This is a genomic window from Deinococcus arcticus (genome assembly GCF_003028415.1).
GTDB classification, from domain to species: domain Bacteria; phylum Deinococcota; class Deinococci; order Deinococcales; family Deinococcaceae; genus Deinococcus; species Deinococcus arcticus.
On sequence record NZ_PYSV01000005.1, the window covers coordinates 221,052 to 244,164 of the forward strand.

At 60.3% G+C, this 23,113-nt stretch carries 12 protein-coding genes and 2 pseudogenes; 11 read left to right on the plus strand and 3 right to left on the minus strand.

The annotated features are described in order from the left end of the window. The first annotated feature begins 44 nt into the window (after nt 1–44). The 6 genes from C8263_RS07360 (at nt 45) to C8263_RS07385 (ending at nt 13,128) form a co-directional block, all read left to right on the plus strand. Nucleotides 45–491, plus strand: coding sequence for a hypothetical protein (locus tag C8263_RS07360; protein WP_199188341.1), 447 nt, complete (start codon nt 45–47; stop codon nt 489–491). A 2-nt stretch (nt 492–493) separates the two neighbouring features. After that, complete coding sequence (locus tag C8263_RS07365) at nt 494–1,447, plus strand: helix-turn-helix transcriptional regulator (RefSeq protein WP_107137472.1); 954 nt, start codon at nt 494–496, stop codon at nt 1,445–1,447. Nucleotides 1,448–1,528: 81 nt separating this feature from the next. After that, a complete protein-coding gene (locus tag C8263_RS07370; RefSeq protein WP_146160627.1) occupies nt 1,529–8,941 on the plus strand; it encodes a sacsin N-terminal ATP-binding-like domain-containing protein in 7,413 nt (2,470 codons plus the stop codon). Next, nucleotides 8,938–11,568, plus strand: a complete 2,631-nt coding sequence (locus C8263_RS07375) for a DEAD/DEAH box helicase (protein ID WP_107137474.1) — start codon at nt 8,938–8,940, stop codon at nt 11,566–11,568. The genes C8263_RS07370 and C8263_RS07375 overlap by 4 nt, the downstream gene beginning before the upstream one ends. Before the next feature lie 7 nt (nt 11,569–11,575). After that, entirely contained in the window at nt 11,576–12,682 is a 1,107-nt protein-coding gene (locus C8263_RS07380) for a DUF8606 domain-containing protein (protein WP_146160628.1), read from the plus strand. 32 nt (nt 12,683–12,714) lie between these two features. Continuing rightward, on the plus strand, nt 12,715–13,128 hold the full coding sequence (locus tag C8263_RS07385; protein ID WP_107137476.1) for a hypothetical protein: 414 nt from the start codon (nt 12,715–12,717) through the stop codon (nt 13,126–13,128). A 71-nt stretch (nt 13,129–13,199) separates the two neighbouring features. On the opposite strand, the gene C8263_RS07390 is transcribed toward C8263_RS07385, so the two are convergent. Further along, nucleotides 13,200–13,748 carry a hypothetical protein gene (locus tag C8263_RS07390; protein ID WP_107137500.1) on the minus strand — a complete coding sequence of 183 codons (549 nt, stop codon included), beginning with the start codon at nt 13,746–13,748 and terminating at the stop codon, nt 13,200–13,202. A 110-nt stretch (nt 13,749–13,858) separates the two neighbouring features. Between C8263_RS07390 and C8263_RS07395 the strand changes: the two genes are divergently transcribed. The 4 genes from C8263_RS07395 to C8263_RS07410 all read left to right on the plus strand — a co-directional run bounded on the left by C8263_RS07395 (nt 13,859) and on the right by C8263_RS07410 (nt 21,451). Further along, nucleotides 13,859–15,325, plus strand: coding sequence for a type I restriction-modification system subunit M (locus tag C8263_RS07395; RefSeq protein WP_107137477.1), 1,467 nt, complete (start codon nt 13,859–13,861; stop codon nt 15,323–15,325). Then, complete coding sequence (locus C8263_RS07400) at nt 15,322–16,533, plus strand: restriction endonuclease subunit S (RefSeq protein WP_107137478.1); 1,212 nt, start codon at nt 15,322–15,324, stop codon at nt 16,531–16,533. Before C8263_RS07395 ends, C8263_RS07400 begins: the two co-directional genes overlap by 4 nt. A gap of 34 nt (nt 16,534–16,567) precedes the next feature. Further along, a complete protein-coding gene (locus C8263_RS07405) occupies nt 16,568–19,975 on the plus strand; it encodes a DEAD/DEAH box helicase family protein (RefSeq protein WP_146160629.1) in 3,408 nt (1,135 codons plus the stop codon). A 318-nt stretch (nt 19,976–20,293) separates the two neighbouring features. Further along, nucleotides 20,294–21,451 carry a protein NO VEIN domain-containing protein gene (locus C8263_RS07410; RefSeq protein ID WP_158263765.1) on the plus strand — a complete coding sequence of 386 codons (1,158 nt, stop codon included), beginning with the start codon at nt 20,294–20,296 and terminating at the stop codon, nt 21,449–21,451. 502 nt (nt 21,452–21,953) lie between these two features. On the opposite strand, the pseudogene C8263_RS19635 reads toward C8263_RS07410, so the two are convergent. Beyond that, nucleotides 21,954–22,424: pseudogene (locus tag C8263_RS19635) on the minus strand (transposase). Between the two features lie 29 nt (nt 22,425–22,453). Beyond that, nucleotides 22,454–22,789: a winged helix-turn-helix domain-containing protein gene (locus C8263_RS07425; RefSeq protein ID WP_158263766.1), complete on the minus strand. Its 336-nt coding sequence runs from the start codon at nt 22,787–22,789 to the stop codon at nt 22,454–22,456. 85 nt (nt 22,790–22,874) lie between these two features. Between C8263_RS07425 and C8263_RS19640 the strand changes: the two are divergent. Next, nucleotides 22,875–23,113 (plus strand): annotated as a pseudogene (locus tag C8263_RS19640) (IS4 family transposase); the annotation flags it as partial.

Below are 23,113 nucleotides of genomic sequence, written 5' to 3' on the forward strand. Positions count from 1 at the left end.
GCCCGTACGCCTGCCCCCTGTGCTGCCCCCTTGCAGGAGAGCCCATGAGCGACACCGAAAACACATCAGCCACCCAACTCGCCCCGCCTGTGCCCACCGCGTACGCCGCTGCGGTTCTCAACTTCCTGACGGACGAAGGCTTCCGCCCGAAGCTGGATGACGACGGGGACGTGCACTTCAAGTACGAGGGCGGCACGTACTTCGTCCTGACCGCCGGGAACGATCCCACGCACCTCGCGCTGCTCTACCCGTTCTTCTGGCCGCTGGAGGACGCCGCCGAGCGGGCGCGGGCTCTGGAAGCGGCCATGCACGCCCAGCGGCAGGTGCGGGTGGGCCGGATTCTGGTGCTCGAGCACGACGTGAGCGCAAATGTCAGCGCCTACCTGCCGGACGAGCAGAGTTTCCGCGCGGTGCTTCTCCGAAGCCTGGAGGGGCTGAAGTACCTGGTCCTGAAGTTCCAGGAGCATATGCGCGCGCAGCTGGAGAACTGACGATGGGTGTTCCAGAGACGAAAACCCAGCGTGTCCGGGCCGTGCTTGACCTGCTCTCGCGCGGTGAATACAGCGCCCGCGACCTGACCGCCCGGCTGGGCCTGCCGCCCAACAAGCTCCGCAGTGTGCAGCGCGACCTGGGTGACCTCATCCTAAACGGTGAGGTGGAGACGCTCCCGAGTGGGAAGTACCGCTGCCCCCCTCCGGCGACGACCCTCAACCCCGTGGAGGCCCTGGCGGTCTACTCGGCGGCCAGAATGCTGTACCACCACGCGGCGGAATACAGCGAGCACTACCTCTCGGCACTGGAGAAGCTCACGGTGCAGCTGCCGGCCCCAGCCCGGCGGGTCGCGGAACAGGCCAATCAGGCCTACCACCAGCGGCGCGGCGCTGGTGGAGGCAGCTCCCGAACCTTCGAGCTGGTCGCGCGGGCCTGGCTGGAAGGCCGGGTGCTCCGGTTCGAGTACCACTCCCTGCATAAGGTCTCAACAGTTGAACTGAACATCTATTTTATTGAGCTCAACCCGCACAACCGTCAGGCCTACGCGATCGGAGTCAACCGGCTGAAAACAGGCGACCGGCCATTTGTGTTTCGCCTTGCCCGGATGCGGGACGTCACGCTGCTCAGCGATGAGTGCGTGATTCCAGAAGATTTCCAGCCGCTGAATTACCTCTCTGGCGCCTGGGGCATCATGACTGGCGATCCAGTCCGAGTGGAGCTGTTCTTCACTCCGGCGGTGAGAGAGCGAGTGCGGGAAATCCACCTGGGGCCAGAGGCTGAATGTCTGACCCTGGCCAGCGGCTTTACCCGCGTGTGCCTGAAGGTTGGGGGTTGGAAAGAGTTGGTGCCGTGGATCCTGGGATGGGGAGGTGAGGTCGAGGTGGCCAGTCCGCCTGAACTGCGCGCGCATGTGGCGCATGCGCACCAGCAGGCTGCAGCCATGTACTTGACCTAACCGTTGGTATGAGGCTTCCAGCGGCACCATACATCACGCTCTGGCTGAGAACAAAGAGCCCAGAACAAACAGGAGTTAGCAGTGGCCGGGTTTAAAAGAAGCAACTTAACAGACATCAAATTCCTGCGTAATCTCTTTAATGAGGCGACAGATCACTTTCTGGTACTCAAAGAACTGATTCAAAATGCTGACGACTCTGGAAGTGACGGCCAGGGCACTGCCAGTTTTGTGGCTCTCGGCTGCTCGATGGGGCTGCCAGACGCTGACCATCCCTTATTGTCTGCGCCAGCAATTTTTGCTGTCAATGACGGCGTGCTGAGTCCTCCAGACGCAGAAGCCATCGTCAGTCTGGGGCTCAGCACCAAGGGTGGGGATTCCAGCACCGTTGGGAAGTTTGGCCTGGGGTTAAAAAGCGTGTTTTACCTCGCTGAAGCACTCTTCTTCATGGACGCAAGGCTCTCGCCTGATGACCGGTGGGCGTCGCCGCATTTCGATGTCTTATCACCGTGGCTGAGTGGCGATTCACCTATTCGTCCAGAGTGGTTGCAGTTCGGGACGGCTGACCGGGCGCGCATTCTGACCCACCTGAAAGAACTGGGCATTCCAGAAGGGTTCGTCGTCTGGGTGCCCCTGCGGCGGAAATCCGACTGCCTGGTGCCAGGGCATGAGTTACCCGTGCAGGTGATGTCGAACTACTTTGGAGACCAGCCCTTTTCGATCAGTGACCAAACCATTCAGGATGTACAGGACCTGATGCCGATGCTGGGGCGGGTGCGCCGCATCATTGTCAAATCCCGCCCGGAAGTCGATGCGCCCCTGCTGGTGCTGAATCAGGTGGGCTCACAGCGAACCTCAAACTTCAGGCATCAGGCGCCGTTTCAACGCACCTTCGCTGGGGCCATTACGTCCACGATGAAAGCGCCGACGGTCTACGTCGGGCATGAGGTTCTGGTTGAGCACGAGTGGCTGACCAGCCTGAACCAAAGTGAGCACTGGCCGTCCACAGAGGTGGTGACGCTTTATGGCAACATGCAGAAGAAAGATCCGTCCGTGCCACACGGCGCCGCCGTGTGGCAGAGGTCCAGTGGTCAGGAGGGGCGGCTGCGGGCGTTGTGGTCCGTCTTCCTGCCGGTAGAAGAAGCGTTGAACGAGGTCCTGAACACGTCCTCGACCTACACCCTGACGCTCCATGGGTACTTCTTCCTTAAAGAAGACCGAAAAGCCATCTACGACCTTGACCCCACACCTGACGGAAGGCTTCCGGCCAACGTGAGTGAACTTCGGCGGCACTGGAATGGGCTGCTCGCCGTCCAGGCCACCCTGCCGGTTGTTCTTCAAGGTCTGGCGGAAATTACATCAGACGCCACCGACGATGAGCGGACCGAGGTCAGTCGTGCGCTGCGCCGATCTGGCTTTGCCAAACAGCATATGGAAGCCCTGACCAGCCGGTACCAATGGGCGTGCGTGCTCCGAAACGCGACCTTTCAATGGACGCTGACCAGCGCGGTTCAGACCTTCTTGCCTGTTCAGCGCCACCCAGCCCTGCTTGATCTCTGGCCCGAACTGCCTGCCCTGGCTGGCGAGCATGCGCTGTTAGATGCTGGTAGCCCCAATTTTGTGGCGCGCACATTGTGCGCGCCAATCTGGCCGCTTGACCTGGCGCGCCAGCTGGTGGCTCACCTGGACTTCGTGGCCCTGCTGGGCCGACCCGACCAGATGCAGGGCCTGCGTATGACCCTGCGTTTTCTGCCTTTGAGTGAGCTGCGTGACGTTCTGCTTCAGGCTGTTCGGCAGGCCTGGCCCCTCTGTGAAACGGCACGGCTCTCCAAGCACCGCAGTGAGGTGGCCGCCCTGCTGGCGGAGCTCTTTCCAGAGCAGGTGCTGGCTTTATCGGAATCCTTTCCAGCTGAACTTGCTGAGCGCGTGCGATTGGTCGCCTGCAGGGTTTTGATCGTTCCTTTCGGGTACGCGCCGGCCAGCAAAGAGCGTCTCCTGAACGAGCGCGACGCGCAACTCCTGTTGGACACGATCCAGGTTGAGGATGACATTGCCCCGGTGCTTCGCTTGATCAAAGACCGTTTGCCGGAAACTGTGGAGCTCGCGGCCGTTTGCGGGAGCCGGAAACTGCTGCCTACATCCCGCGGCTCGCAGGGAACCGGTCCCTGGTTGACCCTCCAGGAAGCGGCAGGTCTGGCAGGCACAGGTCGGATTTTTCGGCAGTACGGTGACGACGCGGCGTTACTGGGTCACCTGCAGGATGTTCTTGGGAATGAGCAGCTGTTTTTGGTGCCCAACCGGCTCGTTGACCTGTTGGAACTGGACATTCCGCGGTTGAGTGTCACGGCCGTGCTCAATACCGTGCGGCACGCGGCGACTGCCGCTCCTGCCCGGGACCGACTGGCGTTGGTCAGGAAACTGATTGAGTCAAGTCCTACCGTGCTTGAGCGTACCGAAAACCGTCCGGTACTGCGCAGTCTCCTCCACGGCAGCAGTGCTCACGCAGCGGACGAGAGTACGCCACTTCTCATTTCAGAGGGCAGCGGTACCCTCTGGGGCAAAGTGGCGCGTCTGGCCGCCGAGTCGTCTCCACTGGGCTGGACTGTGATCCGGGACCCCGTGGAATTCTTGAACGCCCGGGCCAAACGCTTCCTGGGCGTCGACGTGGCTTCACCCGCGTCCCTGGGCCCCTTGTTGACTGGCGCTCCCCATGCATTTCCAGGCGCCAAGTTAACGCCCGAGGAACGTGAGACCCTGATTCTGGAATGGAAGGATGACACCCTCCTCAAGAAGCTGCCCCTCTTCAAGACGCTCAGAGGCCCCCTGACGGCCATAACGCCTGGCGTTCACTTGGACGGCGGTCTGGCCGTCAGCGACGCCTTGAGTGGAAAAGTCATCTTACTGGCACGGCCTGAATCTGAACTCTTAAAGAAACGCCTCGCGGCCCTCGCGCCGGTCCTGACGCCGTCGGACGTCTGGGAGTACCTTCGCAACGAGCCAGATGTCTGGCAACACTGGCAGGCCCTGCTGGACGCATTGAAGAAGATGCCGGGTACTGTTACGCCACAAAGGGCCAGCGAACTGCCCTGGTGGCCACTCCAAGCTGGCAGCGGCGCGGCGCCCAAGGACGTTCTGTTCTTTCCTCGGATGGCAGATAGCCACGAAGAGATTCAGAAATTGCGTGAGATCGGAACGTTCACGCCGGATCGTCGGCCAGTGATTGAAGCCGATCTTCTGCCTGAGTTCCGAGCTGAGGCCGGCACCACGATCCTGCGTTTGCTCCGAAGTGAAGAACAGCAGTTGGAGGAACTTTGCGCGCTGGTGTCGCAGACGCCGCTGTACCACGTCGGCAGCATCACCGGGCGGGCCAGAGCCTGGATGACCGCTTTTGGCGCCATGGACGTTCGACGACTTCCACTGCTGGGTTTGCTGCACGCTTTTGAGCGTGAAGAAATATGGTTAACCAGGCTGCTCAAGGCCGCATCCCGGCCGCTCATGCCGGAGCGGTTGAGCGAACAACTTCTTCATCTTTATGGGCAGATCACGGGCGCGGCGGATCAAGAGGTGCGCACAGCCGCGACAGACGCTTACCTGGCGTTGCTGGCGGACGTGCGGGATGCGGGAAGGCCCCTCAGCGTTCTGACGAATTTGCATCTTCTCAATGGGGTCGGCGAATGGCGCAAGCCTGATGATCTGACGGTGGTTGGCGCCCAGTATGACCCACGCTACGTGCTTCATGAGAATCACCGCAGAGCGCTGTACGGTGAGGGGCTTTCCAGCAGCAGCGATTTGCCAGTAGGCCCAGCCCCTTCCATGGACGTGCCGCTTGACATTGCCCTGAAAAACGGTGGGCAGAGCCTGCGTGCGTTCGTGCGGGAGTGTGAAAAGGCCGATATTGCCCGTGAGCAACTGGGAGCCTTCCTGGGTCTGCTGGACGGCAACCCGGAGCTCCATAAAACTGCTGCGGGTTATCTGGCCAACTTCGATTTTGGTGTGTTCCGCGAACAGGCCCTGCGTGACGTGCCCTCGGATAAGCTGCCGCACGGCTTCAGAACGTATAAGGAGCTGCTCGACCAGACCAGGTTGCTGATCACTGTGAATAAAGGGCGTACCCAGAAAGTGGCCAATCTCCTGGGTGACGCTCTTGAAGTGCCTTTTCAGGAAGACAGCCAACTCACCAGCATCTTTTCCCACCGGCACGGCCTGAAACCGTTCCGGCATAGCGGCTTCTACGTCTATCCGGTGGAGCTCAAGTGGGTCGATCTTCAGCGCAGTGACCTGAACCTCAGTGAACTGTTGCTGCACTCCGTGCGTTGGGTGCTCTCCGCCTACCATTCCTATTTACCTCCCCATGTTGCGGCCGAGTACTTCAAAGTCGTCAACAGCAGCCAGGCGACAGTGAAAGCCACGCAAAGCCGTCTGATCAAAGCAGCGGCGCAAACCTGGGGCCGGCAGTTGGGCCTGAGCCGGGACAGCCGTGTCAGGTTGCTGCTGAGCCAGATTGATCAAGCGGACCGTGCAGCGGAGCAGGCGCGTGAGCAGGGGGCGCCGGCGCGTGAGCGTGAGGCTCTCGCTCAGGTCCATGACCATCAGGTGCGACTTCGTAAACTGGTGGAGGACGACGCAGACACACAGAAAACGCTGCTGGCAGGAGTTCGGAAAAAGGTGCAAGATCAGCAGTATGTGCCAGCGAGCGTTCCGTTTGAGCTGCTGCAGAATGCCGATGACGCCCTGATCGAGTGGCAGGAAATGACGCGCGAGATGGATGAGCGCCGGCAGACTTTTACCCTTGCACTGCAAGGACAAACCTTGCGGGCCGTACACCATGGCCGACCCGTCAATTTCTACGCGTACGGTGACTTTGATGGACGAAGCCGGAGCTTTGACGCTGATCTTGAAAAGATGCTGACGCTGCTTTCCTCCGATAAGGGGGCAGGCGTGACCGGTCAATTTGGTCTCGGTTTTAAAAGCGTGTTTCTTCTTTCAGACCGGCCCACCGTGAAAAGCGGCCGACTGGCCTTCACGGTATTGGGCGGCGTTTATCCAGTGGTGCCCACTGAAAAAGAAGTGACGGCGCTGCGGAAATTCACGGAGAGCGTCTCTCCTCCTGAAGTGGCAGACGGCACCTTGATTGAGCTGCCGCTCCGCGACGTCACTCAGGCCAAGAATGTCATGGCGCGCTTTGGTGACCTTGCGCCCTACACGCTGGCGTTTACCCGCGCGATTCGGACACTGCAACTGCACGTGGAGGGGGATAAGAGCCGCTGGACCTGGCATGCCCAGGCCATCAGGCGCGGCGTGCAACTCGTCCGCGCTCAGCCCAGTGGCGCCCGGCATAAGCCATTAACGGCCCTTGTTCTGCACACAGGGCAGGTGGATCTCTTGATTCCGTTGCAGGACGGCGGTTTTGGTTCGCTTCCGGTGACCATTCCTAACCTGTGGGTGACGGCGCCCACAGAGGAGGCCCTGAAGCTGCCTTTTCTGGTGAACGCTGCGTTTCCCCTGGATCCCGGCCGTGCCCAGCTGGCGCGTAATGAGGAGCAGGTCAGTGCTTTTGTCCGGAGCCTGGTCCCGGATCTACGAGACGCATTGACCCAGTTGTTCCTCTCGACGGCAGAGGCACAGTGGAGCCAGGTGAAAGGCTGGGCTCCGCCTTTGGCCCCTGACTTCCTCCGTGGTCTATGGAAGGTGCTTGCTGAATCCATTGCACAGGCAGCGCCGACGCCTGCCCTGGACGCTGTTCGGGCGCTGCTCTGGGGCACCACAGGCGCGTACGGCGCGCTGACCCTTGAGCAGCGGCTGATTCCGAGCCTTCTGCCTGAGGAGTACGACACCCTGGTAAAGGCCGGGGATCCCGCGCTGTCCATCCTGGAGGTCGAATCCAAAGCGGCGAAGGTGCTGCTTAAACAGCCGGGGTTCCGCAAGAAATTTCCGCCTGGCACGCTGATCAGCGAACAGACGGCACGCACCCTACGCGCGCTGGGTCTCCCAGTCCCGCAGAAGCGGATCAACCTGATCGACGCACTGACGCTGCTGTTTCCAGAGCAGCAGGTATCACCCGCCGCAGCCCTTTGGCTGACCGCTGTACTGAGCGACGAACAACTGCGGCACCTGCGAGAGGATGAAGCCACAGACAAGTGGCTTGACGGCCTGACTTTCCTTGCACAGGACCGCGCGTATCATCTGCCGGCTCACCTGTTGGTGGGCACCTCCAAGACCGAGTCAGATGAAGCGGCGCGCTTTCCCTTCGCACCAGACAGCGCCCGTCTGTCTGAAGAGTATCCGCCGGCAGCCCTGGCTCTCTTCCGCAGACTCAGAGGTGACGCGCCAAAACTCTCGACGGTCACCTGGCTGCTGCACGCTACGCCGGACAAACGGCTGGCTGCTCTGAAGTACCTGTCAGCCCTGGGCGCCAAGGATCCGGTCGCTGTGGACTTGCGTCAGCAGATCGCTGGTACCTGGCTTCTTCATGACCGTATGGTTTCGTCTGCCGTGTGGGCCAAGCTGACGGAGGAGGAGCAGATTGACGTCTTAAACGTTCTGCGCCAAGCCCGTCAAATGCTCGCGCCCCCGGAAATCTCAACTGTGAACGTCGGGGCTGAGGAGGAGGACGACGATGTCGGTGACCTCCCACAGTTGCCTTCCGACGCGGTACGCCGCTTGGCTGCCTGGTGGGCCCGCGAGGGGCAAGCGTACGCGAGCCGTTACAATGCCCGGCTTTATCCGGGTGGCGTTCCGCTGGTCACGAGCAGCGACGTTGATCTGGACTCGGCCCATGACCGTCAGGCGTGGCTCTCATTGCTGCTGCTCAGCAGCCTTCAATCCATGGGCCGGGTCAAACCAGAAGCGCACCGCGGCTTCCTGACCCTGCTTCAGAGTAAAGAGTGGATTGGCACCTACAGTGACCCGTTCACAAGCGATGAGGCTTGGCTTGGCACAGTTCGGGATTTCCTAACCTCCAATCCTGAAGTGCTGAAATTCGCGCACTGGATGCGAGGTTTCGTGGGTTTCTACCAACTCGGGCGCTGGCTGCCCCAATACGTGGAGCTGATTTTGAATTTTGAACACATGCCAACCACTTCCCTGCGTACCCTGCTGGCCCCTGACGTGAATCCGCTGCTGTCTGGCAGTGGGCTGAGTGCACCGCCTCTGGGCCGCACCCTGGGTATTGGCGGGCCTTTTCTGATCCGCGAGTTGCTGCGCGCGGGCGTCCTGATCAACCCAGCCCTACAGCCCCTGGCCTATGTACCCACCCGTCGGGTCTGCCGGGTGGTTGAGCAACTCACTGGAATCACTCTGTCTGAGGAGCAACCAGAGCAGAACTCGCGTGCAATTCACGCTTACCTGATGAAGGAGCTCGGAGCCACTGGCGCCACCTTCGGAGGTCACTTTGATCTTCCCCTGCAGGCGCTTGCGGGGACTGGCCGGGATGATCAGGATGCCCGCGCACTTCAGCAACGGCTGTTTGGCCATACGCTGGCCGGGAGTCTGGCATGACCCTGCAGTCCGGCGATCAGGTCGCGCACCGAACGCTTGGGGTCGGCCGAATCATGATGCTGGCCGAAGGCACCGCAGTCGTTCGCTTCGATTCTGGCATTCAGGAAGTCCTGCTCGCAGAGTTAAGCGCCCAAACCACCGTGCTGCAGGCCTTGCGCACCGGGCAGCAGCACGCACCGCAGCAGGCGCAGCAGCGGATCCAGGCCGAGCTGATCAGTTCCCTCAACGATACCTGGGGCGTGTTCTCGCGCTCGCGCATTGCCCTGCTGCCTCATCAGCTGTGGGTGTGTAAACAGGTGCTCGACAGCTGGCCGCCCCGCTGGCTGATTGCCGATGACGTGGGGCTCGGGAAGACGGTTGAAGCGGGATTGATCCTCTGGCCGCTCCTCAGCCGGCGTCAGGTGGTTCGATTGCTGGTGATTGCGCCCGCGTCACTGACTGGCCAGTGGCAACACCGAATGAAGAAGATGTTCGATCTGAACCTCACGGTGTATGACCCCTCGCAGGACCGGGAAGACGCCCGGGAAGGCACCACCTACTGGGACATTCACAATCAGGTCATCGCGTCGCTGCAGACCCTCCGCGACAACCACAAGGGCCGGCATGAGCGTCTGCTCGCCGCTGACGCGTGGGACTTGATTCTGGTGGACGAAGCGCACCACCTCAATGTGGATGAGGCCACCGGCGCCACGCTGGGATTTGAGCTGATGGCAAAACTGCAGGATGCCGACAAAATCGGTGGGCTGCTGCTGTTCACCGCCACGCCGCACCGGGGCAAGGATTACGGTTTCCTGTCGCTGCTCGAGCTGCTTCGCCCGGATCTCTTCAAAGCCAATGAGGAAATGGCCAGCCAGCTCGAGCACCTTTCGAAAGTTGTGATCCGCAACAACAAACAGACGGTGACAGACCTTCATGGGCAACGGCTGTTTCAGGCGCCGGTGGTTACCAGCGAGGAATACACCTATTCACCTGAAGAAGCGACCTTCTACGAGCGGCTGACGGACTTTATTACCACGGGTCAGGCCTACGCTGCGTCGCTGGGCAACACTGCAAACAGCCAGGCTGTGATGCTGGTGCTGATCGCACTGCAGAAGCTGGCCTCCAGTTCCGTCGCTGCCATTCGCCGCGCGCTGCGCAGCCGCGCAGCGCGGCTCAAGGGCGAGATCAGTAGAGCGGACGCCCAGACACGCGAGCTCACGGCCTTACAGGAGGCCGGAGACATAGAGGGAGCCAACGCCCTTGAAGAACTTGTGGGCTTCTGGAGCGGCGGTCTGCAACTGATGACCGACGAGAAGGAGCGGCTTGAGGAACTGCTGGAGCTTGCCGACCAGGTCGTTGAAGAAACGAAGATCCGGGCGATCATGACGGCCCTGAATGGGCGCTTCGCCGACCGGTCCGTCCTCTTTTTCACGGAGTACAAGGCCACGCAGTCGTTGCTGCTCGAGGCCCTGACCCAGACCTATGGCGAGCAGAGCGTTACCTTCATTAACGGAGACGACCGCGCAGACGACGTTCTGGGTGCGAGCCTGCACACCACGCGTGATCGAGCCGCCACCGAATTCAATGAAGGCAAGCGCCGCTTCCTGGTTTCGACTGAAGCGGCGGGGGAAGGGATTGATCTGCAGCAGAGCTGCCACACGCTGATTCACGTGGATCTACCGTGGAACCCGATGCGCCTTCACCAACGGGTCGGGCGCCTGAACCGCTACGGTCAAACCCGGCAGGTTGAAGTCCTCTCGTTCCGCAACCCCGGCACCGTTGAGGCGCGCATCTGGGACAAGTTGAATACCAAGATCGACAGCATCATGAAGGCCTTTGCCCATGTGATGCACGAGCCAGAGGACTTGTTGCAGCTCGTTCTGGGCATGACCTCGCCCCAGGTGTTCCAGAACGCGTTTTCAGGTGCGGCCCGTCAGGGAAACAACCTGGACGAGTGGTTTGACCGGACCACCTCGCAGTTTGGAGGGCGTGACGTCCTCAACACCGTTCAGGAACTGATTGGACACAGCACCAGCTTCGATTACCAGCAGGTCAGTGACGTTATCCCCCGGGTGGACCTGCCTGACCTCATTCCCTTCTTTCGCCAGGCCCTGCGGTTGAATCAACGCCTGGTGGATGAACAGGACGACCTGCTGTCCTTCAAGACGCCAGAAGCCTGGCTGGGCGAGGTGGGTATCCTGCGAAATTACCGCGAACTGGGATTCAACCGGGCCCTTAAAGGCAAGGACGTGGCGGGTGTGGGGCACAAGGTGGTGGACCGCGCGGTGGCGCAAGCCCGCAAGTATCCCGCCAACGTCGCCGTGGCTGAGTGGGCTGGACTGAGTGCGCCTCTGTATGTCTTCCGGATCGCGGACCGGGTGACGAATACCCCCGGAGCCCGCCGCACGCTGGTAGGCCGACTTATGGGCGAGCAGCCCACATGGCTACGCGATTGGGAGCTGCTGCAACTGCTCAATGGCCTCAAGGCCGGCGCCGATGGCGTACCTGCCCCGGGGCTGATGACCGCTCTTGCCGACATGCTGGAGGACGAAACGCGCGCCCTGGAAGCCAAACTGCCTGAGCTCAATCTTGACTACGCCGCCCCGCTGATTGAACCGTACGCCGTGTTTGCCCCTCAACTCAAGTAGGTGCCTGATGCCTGTGGAAACCTCCATCTGGAAAATCGGTCAGACCGTCGAAAAGATTCCCTTTATCCCCCTGGCCCTGGAGAGCGAATTGCAGGCGGCCCTGGAGCAGAACCTCGGTATTCTCAATCCGGGTCTGATGTTGATTGGGCGTCAGGTGCGCACCGAGAACAACAAATTCATTGATCTGCTGGCCATTGACAGCGAGGGTCACCTGCACGTGATTGAGCTCAAGCGTGGCTTGACGCCACGCGACGTGGTGGCGCAGGCCCTGGATTACGCGGCCTGGGTCCGCAAACTGGGTCACGAGGACGTTGGTCGGATCTACGGCGAAAACCATGCCGGTGCCAGTTTTGCCGATGGCTTCCGGGACACGTTCGACGCGGCCGTTCCAGAAACGCTGAACGCCTCGCATCAGCTCACCATTGTGGCCAGTGACATTGATCCGTCCACCGAGCGAATTGTCCAGTACCTTGTGGATTACGGCGTGCCGATCAACGTGGCCTTCTTCCGGCACTTCACGGCGGCAGGCAGTGCGTTTCTGGTGCGCTCGTGGCTGATTGACCCGGATGAGGCGGCTGAGCGGGTCGAGCGCCGCGACAGCAACAAAAAGCAGCAGCCGTGGAATGGTCAGGACTATTACGTGGCCTTCCGCGAGGAGCAGTGGCGCAGCTGGGATGACGCGGTGAAGTACGGATTCCTGAGTGCAGGCAGAGGGAAAAAATACACCCGCCTGCTTGAAGGGCTGCAGCCGGGACGACGGGTGGCGGCTTATATCCCTAAGGTCGGGTACGTCGGTGTCGGAACCGTCACGTCGGTGGCCACACCCATGAAGGACTTTCCGTTTCTGCTGGACGGCCAGGTGCAGCAGGCGTCCGCGCTGACGTTCAGTGCGCCTGAAGCCCTGCATGACCTTGACGACCCGGACCTGTCGGAATGGCTGGTCGGCGTCAGCTGGCATCAGACCGTTCCTAAACATGGGGCCCTGGCGGGGGGCAATCTGTTCAGCAACCAGAACATTGTCTGCCGGCTGCGCGACCAGGGCACATTGGACGCCCTGGCCAAACATTTCCCGAAGGCATTTCAGGATGCCAGTTCTGCTGGAGGGACGCCCTGAACGCGTGGGATCCGGTCAGTGTGGCTGGAGCCATGGCGTACTACGAAGAGCGCCGGAAGCTGCGGCACCGGGACGCACGACTGACCCGTGCGGAAGCCATTTCGTTTGCGATGCATGACCTGTGGCTTCAGCTTCTCGCGCCCTACCGCGTGTTCAGCGATGCGGAGACGCCGGACGGCGTCGTCCGGTGGAAGATTGCCCTTGACTACAACGACAAGCAGAGTGACGTCATCACCGTTCTGTGGGAGCTGCAAGGGGAACATCGGGAGCGCGACGCCGTCCGGCTAAGCAGCATCCTGCGCAATGAATTCATGCGTGGCGTCCGGGAAGGCCAGCACAACTTCTCGTTTCAGTGGCCGGACCCCGCGCAGGTGCGTGAACGAGGCGTTCTGTTGGCGCGGTTGAATGAACGTTACCCATCAGGTCTGGACGAGGCCGACGAATGAAACAGGCCGAGATTGCCTCGGGTCAGCCTGCCGCCTGGTCAGCCTTTCGCTCGCCTATTGGGAAACCGAGCCTACAGTTCGGCCCCGACACCGAAGCGGCGTTTCGTGTCGGCTTCGAGCTGCTGTCTGAACGAACGGGCCCACAGCACCCGGTCCTTATCGCGGAGACTCAAATGGTCAGGCACCGCTGCCTGAACAGCCGCGACAAATCCCTGGTAGCCCTCCCACAATCTGCCAAAGTCCCAAATATCTGCGAGTTTGTGATGGTTCCCCAACTGCTCGCAGGCCCGCACGTCGTAGATGGTGAACTCGTCCGGATAAAAAACCGTGAGGATCGCCGATGCCATGGGGAGGCGAAACCCCCAGTCCACCATCAGCACCTTCAACCTCGCCGCGGCGTTCTCTGCGCTTCGAACTTCCGTCACCAGCTGCTGGACTGCCAGATCAAGCTCCGGATTTCGTTTCATCAGCCGGGCTGCCACCCTCGATTTGGCTCGGTTGGCCTTCCAGACCACAATGCAGAAAAAGTCGAAGGTGCTGATCTCCTCGTCCGCCGCAAACCTGACGCTGACTGTCTCAAACAGATACCGCTCCAGGTCGTAATACGCCAGATCGTCCATGCCTGCCATGCAAGCACATCACGCCCAGGCAAGCCCACTCGGCGCCCGTCTCAAAAAAAGCAGGGTTTCGGTCCCGCAAACCATTCTTTCCGCACTAGGCTGAGGTCAGCATGATTACCGGAGAAGTCAAAAGCAAGGTCGATGCCGTCTGGAGCGCCTTCTGGGCCGGCGGCGTCAGCAATCCTCTCGAAGTTGTTGAACAGCTCACCTACCTGCTCTTCCTGAAAGGGCTGGACGAAACGCATACCGCCCGCGAAGCGCGCGCCAACCGCACCGGCGAACCTATCCAGAACCCGGTGTTCACCGACGGCATGGACCAGTACCGCTGGAAGACCTTCAAGGACCTGGCCCCTCAGCAGATGTACAGCGTCCTGGTGGACCGCATCTTCCCCTGGATGCGCACTCTGGGCGGGGAGCACAGCGCCTTTGCCAAGCACATGAAAGACGCGCGGTTCACTCTGCCGCCCGAAAAAGCAGGTGTGCTGGCCCGCGTGGTCGACGGGCTGGACAAGATCCCCATGCAGGACCGCGACACCAAAGGCGACCTGTACGAGTACCTGCTGAGCAAGCTCTCGAGCGCCGGACAGAACGGTCAGTTCCGCACGCCCCGGCACATCATCAACATGATGGTCGAGGTGATGCGCCCCACCCCGCAGGACACGATTTGCGACCCGGCTTGCGGCACCGCCGGCTTCCTGGTCGGCAGTGAAGAGTACCTGCGTGCCCGGTATGAACACGACATCTACAGTGACCCGGCGTTGAAACAGCACTTCGAGAACGCCGCCTTCCACGGCTTTGACTTTGATCACACCATGCTGCGTGTGGCCGCCATGAACATGCTGCTACACGGCGTTCCCAACCCGGACATCCGGAACAAGGACAGCCTCAGCAGCGACCACGGCGAAGACAGTGAACTGTACTCACTGATCCTGGCCAACCCGCCCTTCAAAGGCAGCCTGGACGAGAGCAGCGTCGCCAAGGACCTGACCAGCATCGTCAAGACGAAGAAGACAGAACTGCTGTTCCTTGCACTCTTCCTGCGACTTCTGAAAACGGGCGGCCGGGCGGCCGTCATCGTGCCGGACGGTGTACTGTTCGGCAGCAGCAAGGCGCACAAGCAGATCCGGGAAACCATCGTGGAGCACCACAAGCTCGAAGGCATCATCAGCCTGCCCAGCGGCGTCTTCCGGCCCTACGCAGGCGTGTCCACCGCCATCATGATCTTTACCAAGACGGGGCGCGGCGGCACGGGCGACGTGTGGTTCTACGACATGAAGGCTGACGGCTTCACGCTCGACGACAAGCGGAACCCCACCAGCGAGAATGACATCCCCGACATCATTCACCGCTGGCATCAGCGGGACGAGGAACAGGCACGGCAACGCACAGATCAGAGTTTTTTCGTGCCTAAGGCAGACATCGTTGCCAATGGCTACGACCTGAGCATCAACCGCTACAAGGAAACGCAGCACGAAGCGGTGGAGTACGACAAACCAGAAAAAATCCTGGATGATCTCGATGCGCTGGAGGGTGAAATCCAGGCTGGTTTGAAGCGTCTGCGGGAGATGCTGGCATGAGTTGGGATCAGGTAAGGCTTGGTGATTTGACTCATTTCATTCGCGGTGTGACGTTTAAGCCGGACGCAAAGGTAGAGGTGGGGTCGGAGGGCTCAGTCGTTTGCTTCCGCACGAGCAATGTTCAAACCAAATTAGACCAAAGTGACCTTATCGCTGTGCCCAGGGACATAGTGAAGCGTGATGAACAATTTGTTCGTCATGGCGATCTTTTGGTGTCAAGCGCCAATAGTTGGAATTTGGTAGGCAAAGCGTGCTGGGTACCTGAGTTAAGTTATGAGGCTACACTTGGTGGATTTATTTCTGCTTTGCGTATCAACTCGCCGCGCCTCGATCCCCGTTATCTATTTCACTGGTTTACCTCGTCAAAAGTGCAAGACACTGTCCGAAGCTTTGGTCGACAGACGACGAACATTTCTAATCTTGATTTTGCGCGTGCCCTCAACCTCGAAATTCCCCTTCCCCCTCTCCACATCCAGCAGCGGATTGCAGCGGTGCTGGATGAAGTGGACGCGCTTCGGCAAAAGCGGGAGCGGAGTATTGAAAAACTCAGATTACTTAAATCGGAAGCCTTTAAATTTGCAATCAGCACTGTTGAGGTACGGGAGATCACACTAGGTGAGATGTGTTATATCACTAAAGGAACCACTCCGACCACTCTGGGATTTGATTTCTCAAGTGCTGGAGCAAAATTCCTTAGAGTTCAGAATTTAGTAGATGGCCGAATAGTGCATGCTTCTGACGATCTTTTTATTAATCGAGAGACTAATTCCGCCTTAGCAAGGTCAATAATTTTGCCTAATGATGTACTATTATCGATTGCGGGAACTATTGGCCGTTCTGCCTTAGTCATCGAGTCTGATGGAGAAATGAATTGCAATCAGGCAATTGCAATTATCAGGCCCTTACATTCCATCAATTCTGCATACTTAAGGGAATGGCTTGACACCTCGGAAGCACAAGCTCAAATGCGGGGTTCGTCAGTGACGGCAACTATCGCAAACCTTAGCTTAGGTAGCATTTCGAAAATGCGCTTTCCTATGCCTGACTTGGCTCACCAAGTTAAAATTCTTATTGAGCTTCAAGTAATTCAAGATCAGATTGACTACCAAAGAGCGAGTTTGAATCATATGAGGGATTTGGGTGACACGCTTCAATCCCAGGCGTTTTCCGGTTCTCTCACTTTGCGCAACTTCGAAGTAGCTCTGTAGCTTCTCCTCTAATTCTTCCCTTGAGGTATTGCCCTTGTCCAATTTTGCGTTTTTACAAGAATGGCCCGAGCTATTTCAAGTTGCAGCAATGGCCGAGGGATACGTTCGCAGTGATCCGCGCACCGCCAGCTTTCACGCCCGCCGAGCACTGGAAGGTCTGGTCGACTGGCTCTTTACCAACGATCCGGAATTCAGCCCGAGACCCTACGACACCAGCTTGAATGCCTTACTGCGATCGGACGCCTTTACTCGCCTGGTACCGTTGCAGGTGCAGCCTCACGCGGATCTGGTGCGCCGTGAAGGCAACCAGGCCGTACACGGCGGCCGGGAGATTTCGGCTCAGCAGGCCATGGGTACGCTGCGGGACCTGTGGTATGTCGCGCGTTGGTTCGCCTGGAACTATCAGGCGGATGAGCATGCCTCGCTCCCAGAGGACTTTAGCGAAGCCCTGGTGCCGCCGGCCCCAATCGACGTGGCCCGGTTGTCCCGCAAGCAACTCGAGGAAATGGAGACCCGCCTGGCCCAGGAGCAGCAGGCCGCTGAGGACCTGCGCCGCACCATGGCGGGCTATCAGGCGGAACTCAGTGCCCTGCGCACCCAGGTCCGGGCCCGCAAAACCCGGAACGCGACACGCTCAGGTTCTTCGGCCGCTGCGGGCAGTGAGCAGGAGACCCGTGAGCGCCTGATTGACGTGCTGTTGCGGGAGGCTGGCTGGGAGCCTGATGAGGCGAACGTTCGCGAGTACCCGGTGACGGGAATGCCGACGGGCAGCGGCAATGGCTACGTTGACTATGTGCTGTGGGGCGCGGACGCCCGGCCTCTGGCGGTGGTGGAGGCCAAACGCACCCGCACGGACGCCGAGAACGGCCGACAGCAGGCCAAGCTGTACGCGGACTGTCTGGAAGCGCAGTTTGGGCGGCGTCCGGTCATCTTCTACACGAACGGCACCCGCACGTTCCTGTGGGATGACGCAGCGTTCGGAGCCGCGGGGGGCTACCCGCCCCGTGAGGTGTCTGGCTTCTACACCCGCGACGAGCTTGAACTGCTGATTCAGCGCCGTCAGACGCGCCTGCCGTTGGCCGACCAGGAAATCAACAACGGCATTGTGGAGCGGCCCTATCAGCATCTGGCAGTCCGCGCGGTGACGGAGCGCCTATCAGCCCGGCACCGCCAGGGCCTGCTGGTGATGGCCACCGGCACCGGGAAAACCCGCACGGCCGCTGCAATCATCGAACTGTTGCAGCGCAGCGGCTGGGTGAAGCGGGTGCTGTTCCTGGCAGACCGCAAGGCACTGGTGGACCAGACCACCCGGGTGTTCCGCAAGTTTCTGCCGGGTGGTGTGCACAACCTGCTGGAGGACAAGGAGAACGCCGGCACGGCGCGGTTGGTGGTCAGCACGTATCACACCATGCTGAGTTTCATCGAGTCCGGGCAGGTGGGCAGCGGCGAGAAAGTGTTCGGGCCAGGGCACTTTGACCTGGTGATCGTGGATGAGGCGCACCGCAGCGTGTACCGCAAGTTCGGGGCAATCTTCGCGTACTTTGACGCCTACCTGCTGGGCCTCACCGCCACGCCCAAGGACGAGGTGGACCGCAACACCTATCGGCTCTTCCATATGGAAGACGGCGTCCCCCTCTTCTCCTATGGGCTGGAAGAAGCCGTGAATGACGGGTACCTGGTGCCCCCCCGCGGGCGCGACCGTACGCCGGGCTTCCTGCAGCGGGGCATTCGCTACGAAGACCTCAGCGACGCGGAGAAAGAGGAGTTCGATGAGGTCGACTGGGAGGAGGTCGGGGGCCGCCGGGAGGAAATTGCCGCGTCTGAAATCAACCAGTGGCTCTTCAACCAGAGCACCGTGGACGAGGTGCTCAAGGACCTGATGACGCTCGGCCTGAAAACCGAGGGGGGAGACCGGCTCGGGAAGACCATCGTGTTCGCGGCCAACCATAAGCACGCGCTCTACATCGTTCAGCGGTTCGAGGCGAACTTCCCGCACCTGCACAACTTCGCGCGGGTCATCGACAACTATGACCGCTTTGCTGGCACCCTGATCGATGACTTTTCCAACCCCAGCAAGCAGCCGACCCTGGCCGTCAGTGTGGACATGCTCGACACGGGGATCGACGTTCCGGAGGTCGTGAACCTGGTGCTGTTCAAGGTCGTGCGCAGCAAGACCAAATTTATGCAGATGGTGGGGCGCGGCACGCGGCTACGGCCGGACCTGTTTGGCCCTGGGCAGCCCAAAACGCACTTCAACGTGCTGGACTACTGTGGCAACCTCACTTTCTTCTCGCTCAACCCGGACGGCACCGAAACCAAAGTGGCCGAGCCGGTGCTCCAGCGGACGTTCAAAACCCAGCTGGAGCTCCTGAAGGTGCTGGCCCCCTTGCGGGCGACAGACGAGGAGGCGCGCCAGCTGTACACCGCAACGGCCGACGCCCTGCACGCCCGGGTCAGCGGCATCCCGCTGGAAAGTTTTATGGTGCGCCAGGTGCGCGACCACGTAGAGCCCTTCCAGCAGCGGTCACGCTGGGACGCCCTGACGGAACTGGACCATCTGGACCTGCAGCGGCACGTCAGTGGCCTGCCCTCCGCTGTTCAGACGGGTGACGAAGGTGCCCGGCGGTTCGATGAACTGGTCGTCAAGCTGCAACTCGCCCGCCAGACGGGCAGCAAAACCGCCGCTGGACTGCAGCGCCGGGTGCAGAGGATGGCTGAAGGCCTGGCAGGCAAAGCCAGTATTCCTGACGTCGCGGCCCAGGGCCCCCTGCTGGCCCAATTGCAGGACCCCGCCATCTGGACCGCGTTGACGCCAAGTGCTCTGGAGGACATCCGGATGAAGGTCCGGGGGCTGGTGAGTCTGCTGGACCGTGAGGAGCGCGGCGTGGTCTACACCGACTTCCAGGACGCCATCGTCGGCAGTGACATGACAGGCTTCCCAGATCTTGAAGGCCAGGTGAATCAGCGTCAGTACCGGAAGAAGGTGGAGGGTTTTCTGCGTCGCCAGGACACCCACCCGATTATCCGAAAGATTCGCCAGGCGGCCCCACTCTCCGCCGCTGACCTGGAGGCGCTTGAAGTGCTGCTGTTTGAGGCTGGGGAAGTGCAGTCACGTGAAGTGTTCGAGGAGGTTTACGGCAAACAGGACAACCTGGCCACCTTCATTCGCAGTCTGGTTGGCCTGGACCGTCACGCTGCTGAACAGCTGTTTGCCCGGTACCTTAACGGTCAGGTGTTCAACTCGGCGCAGTTGCGGTTCGTTGAACATCTCATTGAGATGCTCACTCGGAATGGAAGTGTGCCGGTGGGCGCCCTGTACGAGCCGCCGTTTACCAATGCCAACCCTGCCGGGATTGACGGCGTCTTTCAGCCTGCGGACGCGGATCAGCTGGTGGACTTGCTCCGCTTGATCGGGCGTGCGACGCTTCCGTTGCAAAGCTAGTCACGTGGGCGTCACACGACGCAGGCAGGACGGCGTTACGGCCGTTCTGCCTGCGTCAATAACTGTCGCGCTCAGGCATCACACTGCGGTCAGGAGGCCGCAATGCCCCAAACCGCTGAGGCTCTTCACGAGCTGGGAAAGCAGAGCAGGCCTCCTGCCGATTCGGCTGTGCAGACCGCTGTTGACCTGGGAAGAACCTGCACGGGGCTTGATTGCAGTGATCCGGAGACCGGGCAAATGGCCTTCGGCCCTGGGCCTCCTGCCCAGGTGGAGAACCTCAGGGCGTCCCCCAACCGCAGCATCTTCCCAGGAGGCATCATGGAACCGCAGATCTTCAACCAGAACGAATTGAACTCTAGGTTTGCTCTGCGCGTCAATCAGGACCAGGACCGTCTGGCCCTGGCGCGACTCCTTCAGGATGACGAGCTCACCGTCTCGGAGCCCTTTTCACCTCACGGACTGCACGAGTACCGGGGTCAGGTCACAGTCCGTGGGGAAGCCGTCGACTTGAAGTTTCATCACAAAGGGCAGAGCAGGGGAGGTGGGCTCTCCGCACTCCGCAGTGGCCCCTCAACTTCTCCGGAAATCGTCCGTCTGCTGCGGCAGATTATTGTGCGCAATGCGAAAAGTGCCGATCTGGGGATTACGGCAAGTCGTCCACCATTTGATCGCCAACCGAGTAGGTTGGGGATTCGTGTGGGCGCTGGTCGGACATCAGGCGGCGCGAGTGGAAAGGGCAAGCCGTATCAGCTTACGGTCGGCTATCTCGGTGAGCAGCATTTCGTGAACTTCCTGGCCCAAGAGGCATCGGAGCTTGAGGTAGAATGGCTGAATCAGGAACGAGAGCAGGGCCTGCCTTACGACGTGCGGGTGGGCGGGCGCCTCGCAGTGGATGTCAAGGCCACACAGACTGAACGGGACCATGTGCTGTTGACTCCAGCTGAACGTCTCTTCCGTGAAACGTGGGGATTGCATCATGCCATTGCGCTGGTCACGCTCCGCACTGATCCCACTGCGCCGCCCGCTGCTGTCGATCTTTACACTGGGCCTTCCCTGACACGCACCACCTTGGCACAGTTGCGGTTTCTGCTCGCCGGCCTCCCTCCGGTCCCCGGCGGTTTCGAGTCAGCGGTGGCCCCCTCTTCGGAGGCGACAGGTGAGCCTTTCAACTCATCACCTGTCGACCTATTTCAGCTTTATCCTCTGTTCAAGCCTGGAACCTACAGGAGCGGCGAGGGCCAGGACATCTTGTCTTTCAGCTCGGATGGCAGTTGGAGCAGGAAGAGCCCGTCAGTAAACCGTTCAGGTCGGTATGCCATGGTTGGCCGGCAGATTCATTTGCAGGACCATACATTCCTGCAAGGCGCGGCTGAAGAACGACTGTTCGCGGGCCGTACCCACACGCATTGGGTGCTTACCGACGTTCACGGCGCCGCCTATTACTCGGACGAAGTTGGGAACGTCAGCATCGATTAACCGCCGCGGACCTTCTCTAGAACGTGTGCCGCCCAGGGACGAGATTGCGGGCGAGTTTTAGCAGCGTCTGATCATGTAACTCTCCCCAGGCAAAGGCAGCGCCATCCTGGAACAAGAAGTCGTCACCTCGCCGCCGATGCAGCCGCACTCCATCTGCCGCTGCCAGGAGCAGTGCCGTGGCGCCCAGCCGCATCCCGTAAGACTTGGCTTGGTAAAACGCCTCTTTCCAAATTTGGTATGGCCGTACGGTGCCTGTCAGAAGCGCTGTGGCGGGTAATGCCATGACCCCTCATAGAAACGTTCTCATGAGGGTCATCGGACATGTGGAGGGAAACCTGCAAAATATGTTGTCATCAACGGCACTTTCGAGCTAAAGCGGGAATGGGTACGCTACGTCAGTGACCGCTGACTCAGCGCAGGGTGAAACATGCAACCCCTCCAAACGTCCGATGGTCGTGGTGAAAATTTCTCTGAAGCCAGTTAAGTGGATTGCGGATAACTTTTAGATCAACCGAGCGCCAAGGGCAGTCAAGGCGACGCAGAGGGCATCGCGCAACTGTGCAACAGAGTCATAGCAGCGTCTGGGGAGCAAGAACCCTTTCAGTCGTCGCCAGACGGCTTCGATGTGATTCAACATCGGCGCGTAGGGCGGCAGATACCGGAGATACAGCCCCTGGGCCTCCCACTGTGGGATCTTCTTCTAGAGCGCAGCGCCCTTGTGAAAGGGCGCATTGTCCAACACGACCACGGTCAAGCGCTGCGGCTCACAGGTCTGCGCCACGGTGTCGAGGAAGGCCATGACCTGTTCGCCCGTGCAGTTTCCGTTCAGTTCACGCACGTCCAGGTGGGTCTTGGCCCCATCAACGGTCAGACAGCCTATCAGGTTAAGTCGGCCGCTTGAGCCCGATCGCGTGGGGATCTCAAACTGACACCCCGAGCCCCGGGGCGTCCAAGTCGAACCCATCGAGAGCATCAACCCCAAGCCAGTCTGATCCAGAAAACTCAGGCGGATTTTGCCGTCCAGTGCCCCTTTTTCAGCGTCTCAATCGACGCGGCGTGTTCACGTTGCACGGCTGGGTCGAGTGTTTTGGCGGGCGAGTACCTCGCCCGCTTCCAGGTGTAGCCCAGGCGGTGCAGATGTTCGGTCATCGTCCGAGGACTGATCGTCACCTGAAACTGCTGCGCGACGGCTTCACACAACAGGGTCGCCGTCCAGAAACGGTCTTCGCGCAATTTCTCGTGCAGAAACGGCTCAATCTGAGGTGTGACCAGCGGCGGTTTGCCTGGGGCCTCAGTACCCGACAGTTTCTCTAGGGGTTGAAAAACCGCGAGTGACACGCGAGAACAGTGTGCGTCTCCCGATGTCCTGGCCAAACTGACCCGCTGCTTCACCGCGCACTTTCCGGAGTTCCGCAAGAACCAGGTGGAGCTGCTGTCGCTGATGGTGCTCGCGCTGCTTCAGGCCAAAGATGTTCGGCACGCTGAACTCGCGGCGCGCTTCTCTGGACGCGCGCAGACCAACTCGGTGATTCGCCGCGTAGAGCGTTTTTTTGATCGCCATCCACTGTGTCCCGCCGATGTAGCTCGTGTCGTCTTGGCGCTGCTCCCACAGACGCGGCCTCGCGAGTTCATCATTGACCGTACGAACTGGAGATACGGTCA